Raw genomic sequence first — 17,430 nt, 5'->3', positions numbered from 1 at the left:
CACCTACATGCTGGTTTCATCTTCCCGTGCGTAAGCGATGGCGATGAGTCGCCGCAAGACCGCCAGGTCGATGTCCTCAAGTTTTTTCACATAAACACAACCTGCTCCCTCGGTGTATTTACCTAGCTGGGGGAGCAGTTGTGCACCTTCGGGTAGATCCTTGAGCCCATAAATGGACTGTTGGGCCTTGCGTGGGGAAAATCCGGTCTTTGGCCAGATTCCAGTGTGCTTGGGATTTGACGGGGAAACGAAGGTGTATTGCCCGTAACCCACGATGGATGGTCCCCACAGCACGGGATTTTCGCCGGTAACCTGGGCGAAGATTTGCGCCAAGACCTGCGCGTCTTCGCGGCGTTTGAGCGGAGTGGCCGCGTTGATGAAATCTGCGACATTAGCGTCGGTGGGCTGCGTTTTTGCGGTGCTCAAGGAAGACTCGTTTCTGGCTGTAGGAAAATCTCCGAAAGTTTTCGGTACTGTTTGCTGGTCATTGCGAGTAGGGCCACGAGAGCCATGATCAACCCAGCGGCAAGAAAAATCAGCGCAATTCCGCGGGCGTCGCCTTGGCCAACGAGCCAACCGAAAGTTTTGTCACCTTCGGTGGTCTTCATGAACGGGATGATCAGATATTGCGCTAGCGGAGCGATGAGGAACGCGGTGATCGGGGCGGCAGCAGCCTCGAGCATCTGCGCGAACCCAAAAACGCGGCCTTGCCTTCGAAATGGCACGACCTTCTGGATGACGGTTTGCTCCGAGGCCTCGACCGCTGGAATCAGCACCATATAAAGCCAGATGCCCAGCACGTAGAGCCAGACCCATTCGCGGATGGTGAAGATCGCGCCGAGTATCCCCATGACCACCACCGCCATGAGCAGGGTTCGAATCGGGTTCTTTCCCAAGCCAAACTTTGCGATCAGCAGGCCGCCGACGATAAATCCGGTGGATGCGACACCAAAAACGATGCCCCAGGCCTCCACCGACATGATCGTCAAACCGTAGGGATCCATCAGCGCCATGTAGGCGCCACCGATGAAGTTATTAAACATCGAAAAAATGATGAGGGCGAATAGACCAGGAATCGCGAGGATGGTCGTGAAACCCATTTTCAAATCCGCGGTCTTAGAGTGCTCGGGCTCTGGTTCTGGCTCATCTTCGGGTAGTGAAATGGTCAACAGGTGGACCAAGGAGACGATGACCAGCAGGATCGCGAGCAGCAGCGTCCACCCCATGCCGAGCAATCCGATTGACAGTCCACTGAACACGCTGGTGGCGATGAATGCGATGCCCTGGACGGTGCCTACCAAGCCGTTGGCGTTTGCATGGCGCTCCACCGGGATTAGCAGTGTCACCGTGGTAGAAAGCGCGATGCCCCGCATCTGCTCGACTATTGCACCAACGAGGATGACACCGCAGAAGAGCCAGAACTGCCAGCCGCCAATGTTCAGAATCGACTCGGTGGGCAACCAGAGGTAGATCAGCCCGGCAAGGATGAAAAGCGCTGCGGTGAAGACCGCGGAAAAGAGGAAGACCGACTTCTTCTTGTGCTTATCAACGATGGCTCCGAAGAGCATCGAGAACACCGCGATGAGCAGCATGAAGGAGCCACCGATAATGCCGGTGGCCATGACGTTTTCGGTTTCCAGATAGACCCAAAAGGTCAAGGCAAACCACAGATAACTAGTGGTCAGATTGGCGATCGCGGTGTTGGCCAGAATGTGCATAAACGATCGCTGGCCGTTGCTGGGCGCGGAGCCACGATGATCCTGCGGTTCGTCGCTTCGCTCGTGCTCGGTCATTTGCTGCCACTAAACATTGGGGGAGCTTGCACATGTATAAGAAACAGAATACGGCGGATGGGTTCAGATAAACAGCCGAAACTATCCAAAAAACGCCGCTTGTTTCTCCCGAAAAATGCGCCTGGGTCAGTCTGCAAAGCCGAGGTGGATCACAATCTAGGTGGGCTTCGACACCTATGACAAGTTGGCCGTTACTTCACGCTTACACTGAACAGTGAATATCAGTTCATTGATCAAATTACTTACTTGGCTAGGTTTGAACGATATGCGATGGGGCAGTGCCATACCAACTCGTTTGGTAGGGGTTCAAGCTCGGCGCAGATGCTTATTCTGCGCCGCGAACACTCGAAGAGGGAACATGCCGAAATATTTTCAACGGCTTGTGGGAATTGCAGTAATAACAATTGTCTGCGTGGCAGCGTTGCTTATGTGGTGGGCTTTGAGCGCAACGGAAACGCCGGTCCTTTGGAAGCCGGTGGAGGTCCGACTGGCCGGAATCTGGTCTACGTTCTACAGCGCTGAACTTCCAAATACCAAGATCCTATATTTTGCCGTGGCTATTGCCATCTTCATGGTCGCCTTCGTGGTGCTCAGCGAACGGTTGGTAACTCGTCGCTTCCGCCGGACACCAGTCGAAAAGACTTCGCGCCCGCTAGCCCCGCGGACCGTGATGGCCCGAACTCGCGGGATCTATGCCGGAGCGGTGACAGTCACGGTATTGATTCCAGCGCACAACGAGCAAGCTTCCCTTCCATATACCCTGCAAGCGCTGCAAGAACAGACATTTAAACCTCACCGGGTAGTAGTGGTTGCCGATAACTGTAGTGACAATACGGTAGCTGTTGCCTTGGAGCATGGAGTCGATGTGTTCGAATCCGTAGACAATGTCCACAAAAAGGGTGGCGCCTTAAACCAGGCGTTGGAAAACCTTCTGCCGCAGTTGGGTGACAACGACTGCGTTATGGTCATGGATGCAGATAGTCAGATCGGAAACGATTATCTGAGTACCGCGAAGGACCGTTTTACCGCGGATCGCGCCTTGATGTCTGTGGGCGGACTATTTCATGGCGAACAAGGACATGGGCTTATCGGCCAGTTCCAGCGCAACGAATACACCCGTTACCAGCGAGAAATTTCCCGCCGTGATGGCCGAGTCTTCGTACTCACTGGCACCGCCTCGGTTTTTCGCTCCGCAGCACTGCGCGAAGTAGCCGCTTCTCGTGGGCATACGTTGCCTGGTAAGCCCGGAGATGTTTACGACACCGCAGCACTCACTGAGGACAACGAGCTGACCATTGCCATCAAAACACTTGGCGGCCTGACGACCTCGCCGGAAAAATGCACGGTAATCACCGAACTGATGCCATCGTGGAAGATGCTGTGGGCCCAACGTTTACGTTGGCAGCGTGGTGCCTTGGAGAATCTAGGAGCCTACGGGGTCACTCCTCAGACGATGCGGTATTGGGCTCAGCAGATCGGAATCGGCTATGGGGTGATTGCCCTGTTCAGCTATTTCTTGCTGATGGTCTTGATGTTGGTATCTATGGATACCTGGGTATGGTTCCCGTTCTGGATGTTACTGGGATTAATTTTCGCGATTGAACGCGTTGTCACCACATGGCATGGAGGGTGGAAGGCCCGAATCTTGGCGGTGCTGGTCATCCCCGAACTGATCTACGATGTTTTCCTGAATCTAGCCTTCCTCAAAGGTGTCGGAGATATTGCCTTTGGGCGCAGCGCCTCGTGGAAACACGTGGAACATAACGAACCAATTGGAGAAGGGGCTAAGTGATGATGTTTTCCGGTCTGATGGTGCCACGCGGAATACTGCTACCAGAGAGCGTGTTGGCAAGCTCATGGTTTAGCGTGTTGGCATCATTCGTAGCCATCAATACGGTGATTTATTTGGTTCTGGGAATTATCAAGATTATCCCCGTCATTCGGATTTCCACCGGGCAAGGACGCGATCGACGTTCAGAAACTCGGAACATTGATCCCGAGGCGTCGGTTTAAATCATGCAAGATCATCGGAAGTTGTTCGGTTCGGTGCCCAGCTGCGAAGTAGAAACCTTGAGCGTAATCGATGGCTAGGTGTCGGATAAGTTCGAGGTCTTCGGCAGTCTCTAAGCCTTCGGCGAGGGTCTTGGCTCCGGTCTCTTTGGCAGCTGAAAGTAGCGAGTCTACTAATGCGCGGACCTCGGCTGAGTCAACGTAGGAGCTGATCATGCTGCGGTCGAGCTTCACCACATCTGGTTTCAACTGCAGGATCCGGGAACGGTTTGCATATCCGATTCCGGCATCATCGATCAGCAGCAGACAACCGAGACTTGTTGCGATATTCCTGGCTTGGTTGCACAGACAAGGTTCGCTTAGTTCGTTTAGTTCCAAACCCCAGCTCAGCCGAGCGTTCATTTCTACGTTCGCCGCTCCCAGCGCTTCGAAGGTTGGACCTGAAGCGTTAAGCGTTAGGAGCATGCCTGAGGGAAGATGCACGCTAGCCTGAAGTATCCCGTCGATAACTTGTAGCTCTAATTCGGTAAGCCGGTTCTCCGCGTGTGCGTTACGGAAGTGCACATCAGGAGAAACCCCATCATCAAACCGGGTCAGTGCTTCAAACCCAAAGACTGTCCACTGAGCGAGATCAATAAGAGGTTGGAAAACAAAATGCACGATACAGCTCCCTAGTAGAGGGATATTTAGACTAGACGAGAGAAAGCATCCGGTAAGGGAAACCGGAAGTAAACATTACAGCGCGCATTGAGCTAAAGCTACGCGCGGTTGAAACACACAGTATGGGGGCATCTTGTGAATCTAGCTACGGATCAAAGAAGAGCAACGGATAGACACTGGTGGGATCCGGCGGGTATCGCGCAACGCCTGGGTGGGATCACAGATATCGGTGTGAGCATCACCGGGCTCGTGGCGCTGTTCATGATGATTCTGTACCTCATCAATATAGTGCAACCAGAAAGGGCTGGCATCTACCTGTGGGCGTCGGTTTTTCACTTTCTTGGTGCACTGGCTGTTCTTGTTTTAGTTCTCATCAAAGGCGATAACTTTCCACTCTGGGTGGCCTATCTCGGAGTGCTCACGGAACTTATCTCGTTTGTCTATTACGTTGCCTTTACAACGAACCATGAACAAGTGGTATTGAGGCTGCAGGAGTTCCCACTCATCGCTTTGTATCTGTCATGGTTGTTCCCCGTCTGGCTCACTCGACTATCGATTTACCCCACGATGCTCTTTACAACGGTCTACGCGGTCTTCTTTGGTCCGGCGGTTGGTACCGAACACAGCCAAACGCTGCTCAACATTGCAGGACTTACGTTTTTCACCTTCTTGAGTATCACCGTTGGAACTTTCGTCCGGAGAAGATTCGAACAAGGCACCGAAATTGATGCGCTTACCGGAGCATTAAACCGCAATGGCTTATCGCTACGGGGCGAGCCGGCTCTTGCCCGCGCACTTCGTTCTTCGCTTCCCATCACCGTTGCCCTGATTGACCTCGATGGGTTCAAGCAGATTAACGATTCCCAGGGACATGAAGCCGGCGATCAGGTGCTAGTGAACCTCGTGGCAAATTGGAAGCAGGCCACAAGAAAATCGGATCTGGTATGCCGGCTAGGCGGAGACGAGTTCGTTCTGGTCTTTCCCAATACCGGATTGGACGATGCCCAAAAACTGCTGGGCAGGACCCAGACTGCCAGTCAATATCTGTGGTCTTATGGGCTGGCTCAAGCTATCACCGGAGACAACCTGAGTACCATGATTCTGCGTGCCGACCGAGCAATGTTTGAAAACAAACGGGGACGCTCAGAGCGTATTTAGCCTTCCAGCTTGCCGCCCATGCGGTCCTGCATCTTCTGGCTGGCCTCGTTGAGTCCGCGAATCTCTACCGTTTTCCCGTAGCTCGCGTACTTGGTCTTGACGGAATCCAAAGCGGCCACCGTTGAGGCATCCCACAGGTGGGAAGCGGACATGTCGATGACGATTTTTTCCGGATCGCCAGCGTAATCGAACTGGGTGTAGAGGTCATTCGACGAGGCGAAGAACAGCTCCCCGTCCACGTGGTAAATCGCAGTGTCGGCTTCGGCCAAGGCCGCCGTCGGTTGATCGCGTTTCACGGTCACAAAGTGGGCTACACGGTTGGCGAAGAGAACCATTGCGGTCAGCACGCCCAGTCCAACACCGATGGCCAGGTTGTTGGTGGCAACGGTGAAAACAACGGTCACCACCATGACCGCGGTCTCGCTCTTAGGCATCATCTTTAACGTGCTCGGCCGGATGCTGTGCCAGTTGAAAGTCGTAATCGACACGAAGATCATGATCGCGACGAGTGCAGCCATGGGGATTTGCGCCACGATGTCACCGAGTAATACCGCGAGAAGCAGCATGAATACGCCGGCGAACATGGTGGAGATGCGAGTTCTGCCACCGGAGGCTTTAACGCCGATCATGGTTTGGCCGATCATCGCGCAGCCACAGATTCCACCAAAGAAACCCGTCACAATATTCGCGGTGCCCTGACCCCAAGATTCCCGGGTCTTATTCGAGGGGGTATCGGTGATGTCATCTACGAGTTTTGCAGTCAACAAGGACTCCAACAAACCAACAAATGCGACAGCTAATGCGTAGGGTGCGATGACCTGGAACGTTTCGAAGGTGAAAGGAACGTCAGGGATCAGAAAGAAGGGCAGCGATTCAGGCAGTTCTCCCTTGTCGCCCACGGTAGGAACGCTCACCTTGGCAAACACGGTGATCAGCGTCAGTACCACGATCGCGATTAGTGGGGCAGGGACCGCCTTGGTGATCTTCGGGAAGAAATAGACGATAGCTAGGCCCAAAAGAACCAGTGGGTAGACGGCCCACGGAACGTCGCCGAGCTCAGGCATTTGTGAGAGAAAAATCAGGATGGCGAGCGCGTTGACGAACCCTATCATCACTTGCCGGGGGATGAAGCGCATCAGTTTCGCGACACCGAGTAGCGCCAAGATTACCTGGAAAATACCGGCCAAAATTACGGCAGCAAAAAGGTAGTCCACCCCGTGACTGCGTACTAGCGGAGCAACAACTAACGCGACCGCGCCCGCAGCAGCGGAGATCATTGCTGGCCGACCACCGGTAAATGCGATCACTATCGACATGGTGAATGAAGCAAAGATCCCGATCCGTGGATCTACTCCGGCGATAATCGAGAAGGCGATCACCTCGGGGATCAACGCCAGCGAAACTACAAGACCCGCCAGCAGCTCGGTTTTGAGCAACCGTGGCGATTTCAAAGTACGCCAGACGGACTGTCGTTCTAGAGGCGTCAGTTCGTTAACCGCGGTAGACACGGGTGCTCCATTCATTTGAGGACCCCAGAAAACCGCGTGCGGGGACTATCTAAAAATATCGCACCCGGTGCCCGGAAGCTAAGTACGGTGCTTGATATCTCGGCGCAAGAAGTTCGGCTGAAGCCTGTGAGCGGTTAACGAAAATTCCCCGCCGGTAAACCGACGGGGAATTTCACGATCATCACTCGCACCTTCAATGAGGTAATTACTACTCTAAGCGTGAATGCTGTGCAGTGACTTTGGGTGAGCCCGGCGTTTGATGGGGGTCACGGATGATCGCTCTTGAAACTCAGGAAATTGGCCGCCCGTTTCAAATTTTTACTAGTTTTGTGAAACTTCCGCGAAGGCTTTGGCTTAACGAAAACTCCCCGCCGGTTAAACCGGCGGGGAGTTTCACGATCATCACTCGCACCTTCAATGAGGTAATTACTACTCTAAGCGTGCTTTCTGTGCAGGAACTTTGGTTCGGCTTCGCGTTCGCCGGTGCTAGTTCGTGCCGGGTCCGACGGGGATCTTATCCCCGACGTAAACCTTGCCGCCGCTTTCGAGGAACTGCTTGCTCTTCTGCGCCATTCCGGCCAAGGCGGCTTGAGCCTCGGCGGATCCGTACTCGTCACGGATGTCTTGGGAAATACGCATAGAACAGAATTTCGGACCACACATCGAACAAAAGTGAGCGGTCTTTGCCGGTTCTGCAGGAAGCGTTTCATCATGGAACTCCTGCGCGGTGGCCGGGTCCAAGGACAGCGCAAACTGATCATTCCAACGAAACTCGAAGCGTGCTTTGCTCAGGGCGTTGTCTCTGTCGATTGCGCCGGGGTGGCCCTTGGCAAGATCCGCTGCGTGGGCAGCGATCTTGTAGGTAATCACTCCGGTCTTCACATCATCGCGGTTGGGCAGCCCCAGATGCTCCTTGGGAGTCACATAGCAGAGCATTGCCGTGCCGTAACGAGCGATTTCGGTGGCACCGATGGCGCTGGTGATGTGGTCATAACCAGGGGCAATGTCGGTGACCAGAGGGCCAAGCGTATAAAACGGTGCCCCGTCGCACAGCTGTTGTTGGCGTTCCACATTTTCGCGCACCAAATGGAAGGGGATATGCCCGGGCCCCTCAACCATGACCTGCACATCGTGTTTCCAGGCTCGTTTGGTCAGCTCGGCCAAGGTGTCCAATTCGGCAAATTGTGCCGCATCATTGGCATCCGCGATAGATCCCGGACGCAGCCCATCACCTAGGGAGAAGGCCACATCGTAACGGGCAAAGATCTCACACAGCTCATCAAAGTGGGTGTAGAGGAAATTCTCCTGATGGTGCGCCAGGCACCAGCCGGCCATAATTGACCCACCGCGCGAAACCATTCCGGTGACACGGTTGGCGGTCAGCGGGATATAGCGCAGCAAGACCCCGGCATGAATGGTCATATAGTCCACGCCCTGCTCGCATTGCTCAATGACGGTGTCCCGGAAGATCTCCCAGGTGAGTTCATTGGCTTCGCCGTTGACCTTTTCCAGCGCCTGGTAGATCGGCACGGTGCCGATGGGCACCGGGGAATTGCGGATGATCCATTCGCGGGTGGTGTGAATGTCATCCCCGGTGGAAAGATCCATCACCGTGTCCGCACCCCATTTGGTGGCCCACTGGAGTTTGGAGACTTCCTCGGCAATTGAACTGGTGACCGCCGAGTTCCCGATGTTCGCATTGATTTTCACCAGGAACGCCTTGCCGATGATCATCGGTTCGGATTCCGGATGGTTGATATTTGAGGGAATGATGGCGCGGCCGGCGGCTAGCTCGCTGCGCACTAATTCGACATCGCAGTCCTCGCGCAAAGCCACGTAGCGCATCTCTTCGGTGATCAGTCCCCGGCGTGCGTAATGCATTTGGGTGACCCGGGCACCGGGGTGCGAACGCAGCGGAGGTGCGGATCTGCCGGCCCACTCGGCGCTCGCCGTGCCGCGGCGGACCGCGGACTTTCCGTCATCATGCAGGTTGCGCTCACGTCCCGCATAATTTTCGACATCTCCGCGCGCCAGAATCCACGATTCGCGGAATGGTTTCAGGCCTGCGTTAGGTTCGCTTCCCGGACCGCTGGTGCGGTACACCGTCAGCGGTTCATTTGGTTGGCCATTAGGAGAATCCGCCAACTTGATCTGCGTGACGGGAACCGAGATTCCTGTGGACTCGCGGTAGGCAAGGGTGTGGGCGGGGTGCTGTTCAAATTGTTCCACTGTGGGAAACTCACTTCCTTCGCCGGCATTACCCGGACAGGTTCAACGGTCGCGGACGGCAATAGTCCGGTCTCAGCCCCTGCCGGGGCACCCGTGTGGTCTGAAACAACGTACCACGTGCTGAGGAAGCAACTCCAAAAATGAAAGCCGCACTGGGTTCGAGCACTAGAGCTTGAAGCTATGTCTGGGCTTGGCTGCGCGTCAATAGCGCCTCGGAAAACGCGCTGAGCGATGCATCGGGGCTCGGCAGAGTGGCCTGCAGGCAGTGCTATGTATAGCGAATATGCATCATGCATGCTGAGGGTAGGATGGGTGGAGCGTCAGCAGTATAAGGGGAGAAATGAAGCGCCGTATCGCCGATATCGAATATGAGCAGCTGATGCTCAGTCGCTACACCATTGCCCACCAGCGACAGGCTGGCGGACTGGATCGAAGTGTCTATCTGTTGATGAGTCGTATCGATGGGCAAGGTCCGATGACCATCGCGGAACTGAGCCACGCATTACGTTTAGATGCCTCGACCCTGCAACGCCAAGTAACCAGTGCAATCAAGGATGGTTATCTGGAGCGGATTGCCGATCCGGATGGACGCCTGGCTCGTAAGATCACGCTGACAGCTGACGGCGAGCAACAAATGAACGAAGCCCGAAAAGCCTCCACGAACGCGCTGGAACACATCATGGAAGATTGGTCGGCGTCGGATATCGACTCGTTCGCCAATCTTTTGCATCGCTTTAATCTGTCGATCGAAGAATATAGCGATTTGAAACGTGCTTAAAGAAGAACTCCCGTTGGGCAATATCCAACGGGAGTTCTTACGATCATCACTCGCACCTTCAAGGAGGTAGTTACTACATTATCGACGCTTCCTATGCCAGTGCTGAGCGCAAGCTCCGTAATAGCGCAGACTTAGCTGCAGTGATTAGTTAGCTGGAACTTCTTGATGATTGCCTACCGGTTCCAGGACGGGTTTTTCTCGCGCCGAAGGAATCAGCGCGGCAAGAACTGCCGCGATAACCGAGATACCTGCGCCCAGGATTAATGCCACGCGGAAGCCAGTCTCCGAAGGGACCATGACACCGCTGAAGTCGGTGGTCATCTGAGCCAAGACGAGACCGACAACAGCCGCGCCGGTTGTGGTGCCTAGCGAACGCATCAGGGTGTTGAATCCGTTGGCGGCGGCGGTCTCGCTACGCGGAACAGCGCCCATAATGATTGCCGGCATCGCGCCGTAGGCAAGCGCGACACCACTGTTGACGACAAGACCGGTGGCCAGCAGGCCCCAGGTGCTGCCCATGCCCAGCAATCCCACGCCATAGCCAATTGCGAGAATCGAGACGCCGAGGGTAAGGGTGAACTTCGGTCCCCGTGCATCGGTGAGCTTTCCGCCGATGGGAGAAAGCACAAGCATCATCAGGCCTGCCGGAGCCATCCAGAGCCCAGCTGCAAGGATTGACTGTCCCAAGCCGTAGCCGGTTTGTGTTGGCAGCTGAAGGATCTGCGGCATGGCCAGCATGCTCGCGTACATGCCAAAGCCCACAAAAATCGACGCGATATTTGTCAGCAGAACTCGTGGAATGACCGCGGTGCGCAGGTCCACCAGAGGATCCTTGGTGCGCGTTTCCCACATTCCCCACAGGGTCAGCGAAACGGCTGCAACCGCCAGCAGCCCCAAGGTCATCGCAGAGGTCCAGCCCCAGGCGGAGCCCTTGGAAACCGCAAGAATCAAGGATACTAATCCAATAGTCAGTCCGATTGCGCCGAGCCAGTCGAATTTTTGTCCGGCAGCTCCTGCGGGCAGTGCTGGGATCAGCTTCCAGATGGCTAATGCCACCAGCAGCGTGAGTGCGGCACTCCCATAAAAGACCGCGCGCCAGTCGGCAAATTCAATCACGGCAGCGGAAAGCGGCATGCCGACCGCTCCACCGACGCCTAGCGTGGCACTGACCGTGGCAATGGCGGCGGAGAGGCGTTCTTTAGGCACCAAATCACGCAGCATTGCGATGCCCAGCGGCACCATTCCCGAACCAAAGCCTTGCAGCGCACGTCCGGCAATCATCAGTTCGACATTTGGCGCGACCGCACACAGTATCCCACCGATAAACAGTGGGATCGCTAAAATGAGGATCATTTTCTGCTTGCCAAAAAGGTCGCCGAGCCGCCCGGAAATGGGTACCGCTACGGCTGCCGCCAGAAGGGTCGCAGTAATGATCCAAGCGGCATTATCCGCCGAAGTATTGAAGATGCTCGGCAGCTGCGGGATCAGTGGGGTCACCATGGTTTGGGTGAGCGATGAAGCGATGCCTGCCGAAGCGAGAACGCCTACGGCAAGACCTGAGCCGGGGATGCCGACCGAGGTGGGTCTGGGCACGAGGACCTTTCAGATGGAATGTGTAAGATGCATACCGTATTCATCTTACACATTCATATGGTGGCTAAAGAGGTAGGGCGGCGCGCGCTAGCAAGGCCCGCTAGGTCTTGGTACTGAAACCTGAAGGGACCCAGCTGCCCTGCTTCTCGCGGATTCGCCGGATGTATGCCGAATATCCAGTCTCGTCCGCTGGACCTGACGACGTTGGCCGGGAGCTTCTTTGGCCAGTGGTGGAGTTGGGCTCTTGCCTCTCGTGATGGATCTCTCGGGCAGGCCTTGGTTGTGCCTCTGCTGCTGCGCGGCAGGGAGCGCGCTTGGGTACTATTCCCATATCTGCTCAGTCGCGGTACCTGATGCACAGGATCCAGGCCAGAAAATGCTCGAATTATGTGTTAATGACTATGGTTCAAAGTCCTCTCTGAATCTAAGGTTGGTTCCATGACACAGAGCAACGTGGTCCACCCAGTGAATGTGGCGATAGTTCCAGACTCGTTCAAGGGCAGTGCCCGGGCTAGCGAAGTAGCTGCCGCGATTGCCGACGGTGTGCAGGCTGCTGCAAACTCAGTGGGCCGTGACGTAGCAATTACAGCGGTCCCTTTTGCCGACGGTGGCGAGGGAACCCTTGACGCACTGACCGACGCATGGGGAACCGAGCCGCAAAGTGTCCAAACAACCGATGCGCTGGGCCGAGCAGTCAGTTCCCGTTTCGGATTATCTGCCGATGGGACAACAGCCGTAATCGAAGCTGCTGAAGCCGCCGGCTTGCCTCAAGTCAGTGACGTGCCCCGCCAGCCACTGAAGGCGACGACCTTTGGGCTCGGCGCACTTGTTACTCAGGCATTAGATCTTGGTGTCCAAAAAATCATTCTTTGCCTCGGTGGTTCGGCAACCACAGACGGAGGAGCCGGGCTTCTGTCCGCCCTCGGTGCGAAGCTGCTCGACGAGCAGGAACAAGAACTGGCTCCAGGCGGCGGCCTGCTCAGCAAGCTGGCCGGCATTGACGTTTCCACTCTGGATCCGCGGGCGCAACAAGTCACCTGGCAGATCGCCTGCGATGTCACCAACCCACTACTGGGCGCTAACGGTGCCGCCGCAGTATTCGGCCCGCAGAAAGGCGCCTCACCACAGGACGTAGAGAAGCTGGATGCAGGTCTGCGGAAGTTGGCAGATGTTCTAGAAGCTGCGACCGGACGGAAAATACGTGACCGCGCAGGGATGGGTGCCGCCGGTGGCCTGGCGCTTTGCATTGGATCCTATTGCGAGGTTGAACTAGTACCCGGGTGGGAACTGGTGGCACGGGCAATCAACGCGCACGAGATCCTTTCCGCCGCCCAGCTTGTCTTCACCGGCGAAGGGCGCCTGGACTCTCAGTCCTTGCAAGGCAAGGTGGTCAGCGGAGTGCTGCAAGCAGCCAACCGGCAAGCAGACGTTATCGTCATCGCCGGTTCGGTAGCTTTGGACGAAGCAGCGCTCGCCGACTCTGGAATCCTCGCCGCCTATTCGATTGCCCAAGGCCCAGCGGACCTTGAAGAGCTGTCCTCCAACGCGTTGCAGCTTATTCGGCGCACCGCATACAGCGTGGCTCGGACCTACCTGCGCTGATATGGCGGACTACTTATGCGCGGACGGGGACGGCGTCCAGAAGTCCCGCTTCTAAGATGACCTGAACCGAACCCTCGTAATGTTCACGGAGCAAGCTGGCGAGCTTGGAAGCATCATGGCTCAGCGCGGCTTCAAGCAGTTGCTCATGTTCACGCTCCACGTTGCGGGCGCTAGCCGCGTCAGAAGTGGCCGCCCAGCGCCGGTACAACAGCGTTGAATTCGCTAAGTTAGCTGACAATGCCAGCATTGGTGCGCAATCACACGGGGAGAGCAGCGCCCGATGGAAGTCGCGGTGGGCCGAACCCCACTCGGGGTTTATCACTACTGGGGAATGGCTGAGATGCCTTGGGATTCGAGCTAGCTGGTGATGAGCCGCAATGAGTCCTGATTCCCACCCAAGATCACCGCGAGCCACCGCTAATCTGGCGGCAAGTTCTTCCGTGACGCACCGTAACTCGGTGATATCCGCTAATTCCCGAAGATTCAGTTCAGGTACGAAAAACCCTCGATTGGGCTTGCTCGTAACCAAGCCTTCGCCCGCGAGCTTCGTCAATGACTCGCGAATTACGGTGGTGCTCGTTTCGAAGTGAACAGCAAGAGCCGAAGGCTGGAGCCGGTCGCCCGGGGACCACCGGCCTTCTAGGATGGCGTTGCGAATACCCGCTACGGAGTGCGTCGAGGCCTTGGCCATGGCTAGTGCCGCAGGGCAGTATCGAAGTCTCCAAGGGCTGGAACCTTGGAGAGCAAGGACTGCAGCAGTGCTTGGCGCTCGCGTGCTGGTGCAATGCCTGCGACATAGAAGTCCGGGCGGATCAGCAGCACCGTTCCGGTAGCTGCGTCGAAGACTCGTGCGGTATCTAGCGCCGTTCGCGTGTTGCCGAGCTGGTCGGTGAAGATCAGGCGGTGGCCCGCTGAGACTTCAATCAAGTTCCATTCAGCGCCTAGCAGCTCGTCTAATTTCGTGTTTTCGCCGTCCACGCAGATATCTGGTTGTGGCAGGCTGCGCCCAACGAACTCGGCGGCCAAGTGCGGCACTCCGGGCAGGGCGGGGACTACGGTACCAGTGGTGTAATGGGGCTGTTTGAGGAAGCGCATCTGCGTGAGCCAGCGGTTCAATGCTGGAAGTGCACGGGTTCCGGTGACTACCGCATCGCGAATGCGGGTCACCACAGGATTCGTATTCATCACCACCCAACCGATGCGTTTGGACAGTTTAACCATGTCGGCCGCATGGGGTCGGCGTTCGGTGGCGTAATCGTCAATGATTGACTCGTTAGCTTCCCCCTTCACCACGGCGGCTACACGCCATGAGGCACTAACGGCGTCACGGATTCCCGCGTTCAAGCCCTGGCCAGCAAACGGTGGCATGAGATGTGCGGCGTCACCGGCAAGCAGCACGCGCCCACTGCGGTAGCGGTCGGCAATACGCTGATGGGCGGTGTAGACCGTGGCTCGCCTAACGGTGACTTTAGTGATGTCTTGGTAGGGGGTGACCAGTTCGGTGATCGATTCGGTGCTGATCATCGCTTCGCCATCTTCATGATCAAAGAGCATGAATTCGTAGCGGCGCCGACCATTGACTCCGGGCACGACTACCGCCGGTCGGGTTCCATTGCAATGGAAGGATGCAAAAGGTTCGGGGTTTCCCGGAACATCGAGCAAGTCCACCACGATCCAGCGTTCTACCTGTGTGGATCCTTGCAAGCCGATGCCTAGTTCACGGCGAGCGAAGGAACGGCCCCCGTCACAGGCAATAACCCAGCTGGCGTTAAATTCCAGTTCGGTGACCGGTGAGTTCTCCGGCGGTGCGCTATGCGAACCAGAGTCTCCGGCTAAGGCACCGTTGTAGCCGAGGCTGCGCGCGCCGAGGCGGGTGGCAGCGACGCGAACACCGTGTTCGTCTTGAGTAATCGAGGTGGCGGAGGTGTTGAAATGCAGGCTGATCTTCTCGCGCTGAGCTGCGGCCTCGTACAGCAGCCCTTCGAGGACCGGCTGGTCAAACTGCGATTTTCCGGGTTGGCCAAGGCGCGGGTTTCCGGGGCGGACGTCGGCAATGACCTTGCCGCCGAGGCCAAAGTAGCGCGCCCCGGTATCCATGAGCATTTCGGGAGCGAGCCGATCCATGATGCCTAGATGCTGCATCACGCGCAGGGTCTCGTCGGTGGCGCTGATGGCGCGCGGTTCGTCACCGCTGCCCGGGTTCGCCTCGATCAGGGCCACCGTCAAGCCGGCGTCCGCCAACAAGTTGGCGGTGGTTAGCCCGGTAGGACCTGCCCCAATAATCAGTACATCGACTTCTGCACGTTCGGCCACAGCCCGCTCCTTACTTTGCTTTGAATGGTACTGCGTGGATATTTAGACTTCGTCCTTGACGGTATTACGCAGCACGCCCAACCCGGTGATCTCCACTTCAACCACATCGCCGTCGTTGAGCAGTCCACCTTCGCCCCAGAACAGGCCTACGCCGCCTGGCGTTCCGGTGACAACCACGTCTCCGGGGTTCAGCTTGGTGAAGGCGGTGACATAGTTGATCAGCTGTGGGATGTTGAAGACGAGGTTGGAAACCGGAGCATTCTGGCGGACCTCACCGTTCACGCGGGTTTCCAAGGTCAGCTTGTTTACGTCGCCAAGATCCTTGGCTGGGACCAGGTATGGGCCGAAACCGCCGGTGGCAGGGAAGTTCTTGCCGGGGATCCACTGGCTGGCAGCTTTCTGCCAGTCGCGGACCGAGAAGTCGTTGTAGCAGGCGTATCCGGCGATGTGGTCCCAGGAGTCTTCCTCGGAGACGCGCCATGCTTCCTTGCCAATGACTAAGGCCATCTCGCCTTCGTAATCAAACTTGGTGGTGGAAGCTGGCTTCACCGCAGGGGCCAGATGGCCCATCTGAGTATCGGCGAAACGGGTGAAGACTGTTGGTGCGGTCTGTCCGGTCTTGCCGGACTCTTCCTGGTGCGCTAGGTAGTTCACGCCGATGCAGATGATCTTGCCTGGATTGGTCAGTGATGGCAGGTGGGTGATCTCAGCTTCGTCGATAGTTGGCGCACCGGACAGATCCAGTTCGGTCCCGAAGGCGCCGTTTTCGATTAGTTCGCGTACGTTGGCTGCGAGGTTTTTGCCGGTTGGGCCCAGGTCATACACGGTGCCGTCGATGGCTACGCCCCAGGTCTCGGTGCCGTTTGCTGCGAGGAAAGATACGTACTTCATGTGATTGCTGCCTTTCGAAAGTTTTGTGAATTGCTCAGTTGCTAAATGAAAGTTTTAAGTTCGGTGACCGTGGGGATGCCGAAGGTCCGGAAATCATCGGTGCGCCGGTTGGACCACATATTCCACCAGTTTTCGTCCTCGCCCCAGATGATCGGGTCGCGTTCATCGTCATAGATCTGTTCAAGGTCGGTGTACAGCTCGACGACGGCACCTGAAGTTTCTACGTAGTACGCGGCGATGTTGTGTCCCGCGCCGTGGCGGACCGGACCCCAGATCAGTTCGCGTCCGGCGGCGCCGAGACGGTCTCCGAGCTTGGCCAGGTCGCCGATCGACTGGACCTGCCAGGCGTGGTGGTGGAAGGTGCCTTGGCCCTTGATCAGCGCGATGCCGTGGTGGTCCGGGTTGCAGCGCATGAAGTAGGCGAAGTCGTCGCCGATGACGTCGGAGAGCCGGAAGTCGAAGATGCGACGTAAAAATTCCATCATGCCGCGCACATCGCGCGGGTGGAAGTTGATGTGGCCGTAGCGGTCCGGGCCAAAGGAGAGCAGGCCGCGGTCGCTGTGCTGCATGCCGGTGTAGATCTCAAAAACCCACCCTTCGGGGCCTATGAAGGAGAATCCATCCTGCACGCCGGCGGAGACCGGGGTCTCGGAGACGATCTTGAAGTTCTCAGTGGCAACACGGCGGCGGATTTCGCGCAGTGCGTCGCCGTTCTGCGCGATCAAACCCAGCGAGTGAATGCCGTTGACCTCTGACTGCACATATGTCAGTTCGTGGTGCACCGAGTTTGCCGCCAGATAAACCTCATTGTCGGTGCGTTCGGTGACGCGTAAGCCCAAGAGCTCGGTGGCATCGAAGATTGAGCCTTCGATGTTGTTGGTTTGGATGGACACGT

14 protein-coding genes and 1 riboswitch are annotated in these 17,430 nt (G+C 56.6%); of the genes, 4 read left to right on the top strand and 10 right to left on the bottom strand.

Translation table 11 applies throughout. The annotated features are described in order from the left end of the window. Positions 1–3: 3 nt before the first annotated feature. Positions 4–426, bottom strand: coding sequence for a DUF1801 domain-containing protein (locus tag IEX04_RS03565; protein WP_188683787.1), 423 nt, complete (start codon positions 424–426; stop codon positions 4–6). Beyond that, positions 423–1,793, bottom strand: a complete 1,371-nt coding sequence (locus IEX04_RS03560) for an MFS transporter (protein ID WP_188683785.1) — start codon at positions 1,791–1,793, stop codon at positions 423–425. The genes IEX04_RS03565 and IEX04_RS03560 overlap by 4 nt, the downstream gene beginning before the upstream one ends. A 358-nt stretch (positions 1,794–2,151) precedes the next feature. Here IEX04_RS03560 and IEX04_RS03555 point away from each other — a divergent pair, with 358 nt between their 5' ends. Beyond that, on the top strand, positions 2,152–3,585 hold the full coding sequence (locus IEX04_RS03555) for a glycosyltransferase family 2 protein (RefSeq protein ID WP_188683783.1): 1,434 nt from the start codon (positions 2,152–2,154) through the stop codon (positions 3,583–3,585). Positions 3,586–3,767: 182 nt separating this feature from the next. Here the strand turns inward: IEX04_RS03555 and IEX04_RS03550 are convergent, their stop codons facing one another. Continuing rightward, positions 3,768–4,463 carry an EAL domain-containing protein gene (locus tag IEX04_RS03550; RefSeq protein ID WP_188683781.1) on the bottom strand — a complete coding sequence of 232 codons (696 nt, stop codon included), beginning with the start codon at positions 4,461–4,463 and terminating at the stop codon, positions 3,768–3,770. A 231-nt stretch (positions 4,464–4,694) separates the two neighbouring features. Here IEX04_RS03550 and IEX04_RS03545 point away from each other — a divergent pair, with 231 nt between their 5' ends. Beyond that, positions 4,695–5,621: a GGDEF domain-containing protein gene (locus IEX04_RS03545; protein ID WP_188683779.1), complete on the top strand. Its 927-nt coding sequence runs from the start codon at positions 4,695–4,697 to the stop codon at positions 5,619–5,621. Here IEX04_RS03545 and IEX04_RS03540 read toward each other — a convergent pair. Both IEX04_RS03540 and thiC read right to left on the bottom strand, forming a co-directional pair. Further along, the gene (locus IEX04_RS03540) at positions 5,618–7,144 is read right to left on the bottom strand and encodes a SulP family inorganic anion transporter (RefSeq protein ID WP_188683777.1); all 1,527 of its coding nucleotides are present in this window, start codon (positions 7,142–7,144) and stop codon (positions 5,618–5,620) included. The genes IEX04_RS03545 and IEX04_RS03540 overlap by 4 nt on opposite strands. Before the next feature lie 471 nt (positions 7,145–7,615). After that, a complete protein-coding gene (thiC, locus tag IEX04_RS03535; protein ID WP_188683775.1) occupies positions 7,616–9,358 on the bottom strand; it encodes a phosphomethylpyrimidine synthase ThiC in 1,743 nt (580 codons plus the stop codon). Next, a riboswitch (TPP riboswitch) is annotated at positions 9,356–9,463 on the bottom strand. Its footprint overlaps the gene before it by 3 nt. Before the next feature lie 235 nt (positions 9,464–9,698). On the opposite strand from thiC, the gene IEX04_RS03530 reads away from it, so the two are divergent. Further along, positions 9,699–10,136: a MarR family winged helix-turn-helix transcriptional regulator gene (locus IEX04_RS03530; RefSeq protein ID WP_188683773.1), complete on the top strand. Its 438-nt coding sequence runs from the start codon at positions 9,699–9,701 to the stop codon at positions 10,134–10,136. Between the two features lie 144 nt (positions 10,137–10,280). Here the strand turns inward: IEX04_RS03530 and IEX04_RS03525 are convergent, their stop codons facing one another. After that, a complete protein-coding gene (locus tag IEX04_RS03525; RefSeq protein WP_188683771.1) occupies positions 10,281–11,729 on the bottom strand; it encodes an MFS transporter in 1,449 nt (482 codons plus the stop codon). Between the two features lie 438 nt (positions 11,730–12,167). Between IEX04_RS03525 and IEX04_RS03515 the strand changes: the two genes are divergently transcribed. After that, complete coding sequence (locus IEX04_RS03515; protein WP_188683767.1) at positions 12,168–13,331, top strand: glycerate kinase; 1,164 nt, start codon at positions 12,168–12,170, stop codon at positions 13,329–13,331. A 13-nt stretch (positions 13,332–13,344) separates the two neighbouring features. On the opposite strand, the gene IEX04_RS03510 is transcribed toward IEX04_RS03515, so the two are convergent. Genes IEX04_RS03510 through IEX04_RS03495 form a run of 4 tightly spaced genes read right to left on the bottom strand, consistent with a single transcriptional unit; the run spans position 13,345 to position 17,428 of the window. Further along, entirely contained in the window at positions 13,345–14,022 is a 678-nt protein-coding gene (locus IEX04_RS03510) for a GntR family transcriptional regulator (protein WP_188683765.1), read from the bottom strand. 2 nt (positions 14,023–14,024) lie between these two features. Further along, on the bottom strand, positions 14,025–15,644 hold the full coding sequence (locus IEX04_RS03505) for an FAD-dependent oxidoreductase (protein WP_188683763.1): 1,620 nt from the start codon (positions 15,642–15,644) through the stop codon (positions 14,025–14,027). 42 nt (positions 15,645–15,686) lie between these two features. Then, complete coding sequence (locus IEX04_RS03500) at positions 15,687–16,535, bottom strand: fumarylacetoacetate hydrolase family protein (RefSeq protein WP_188683761.1); 849 nt, start codon at positions 16,533–16,535, stop codon at positions 15,687–15,689. Positions 16,536–16,576: 41 nt separating this feature from the next. Beyond that, positions 16,577–17,428 carry a VOC family protein gene (locus IEX04_RS03495; RefSeq protein ID WP_188683759.1) on the bottom strand — a complete coding sequence of 284 codons (852 nt, stop codon included), beginning with the start codon at positions 17,426–17,428 and terminating at the stop codon, positions 16,577–16,579. Between the last annotated feature and the right edge of the window lie 2 nt (positions 17,429–17,430).

The organism is Glutamicibacter ardleyensis (assembly GCF_014644555.1).
Classification (GTDB): domain Bacteria; phylum Actinomycetota; class Actinomycetes; order Actinomycetales; family Micrococcaceae; genus Glutamicibacter; species Glutamicibacter bergerei.
This window is presented reverse-complemented; position numbering and strand designations above follow the sequence as displayed.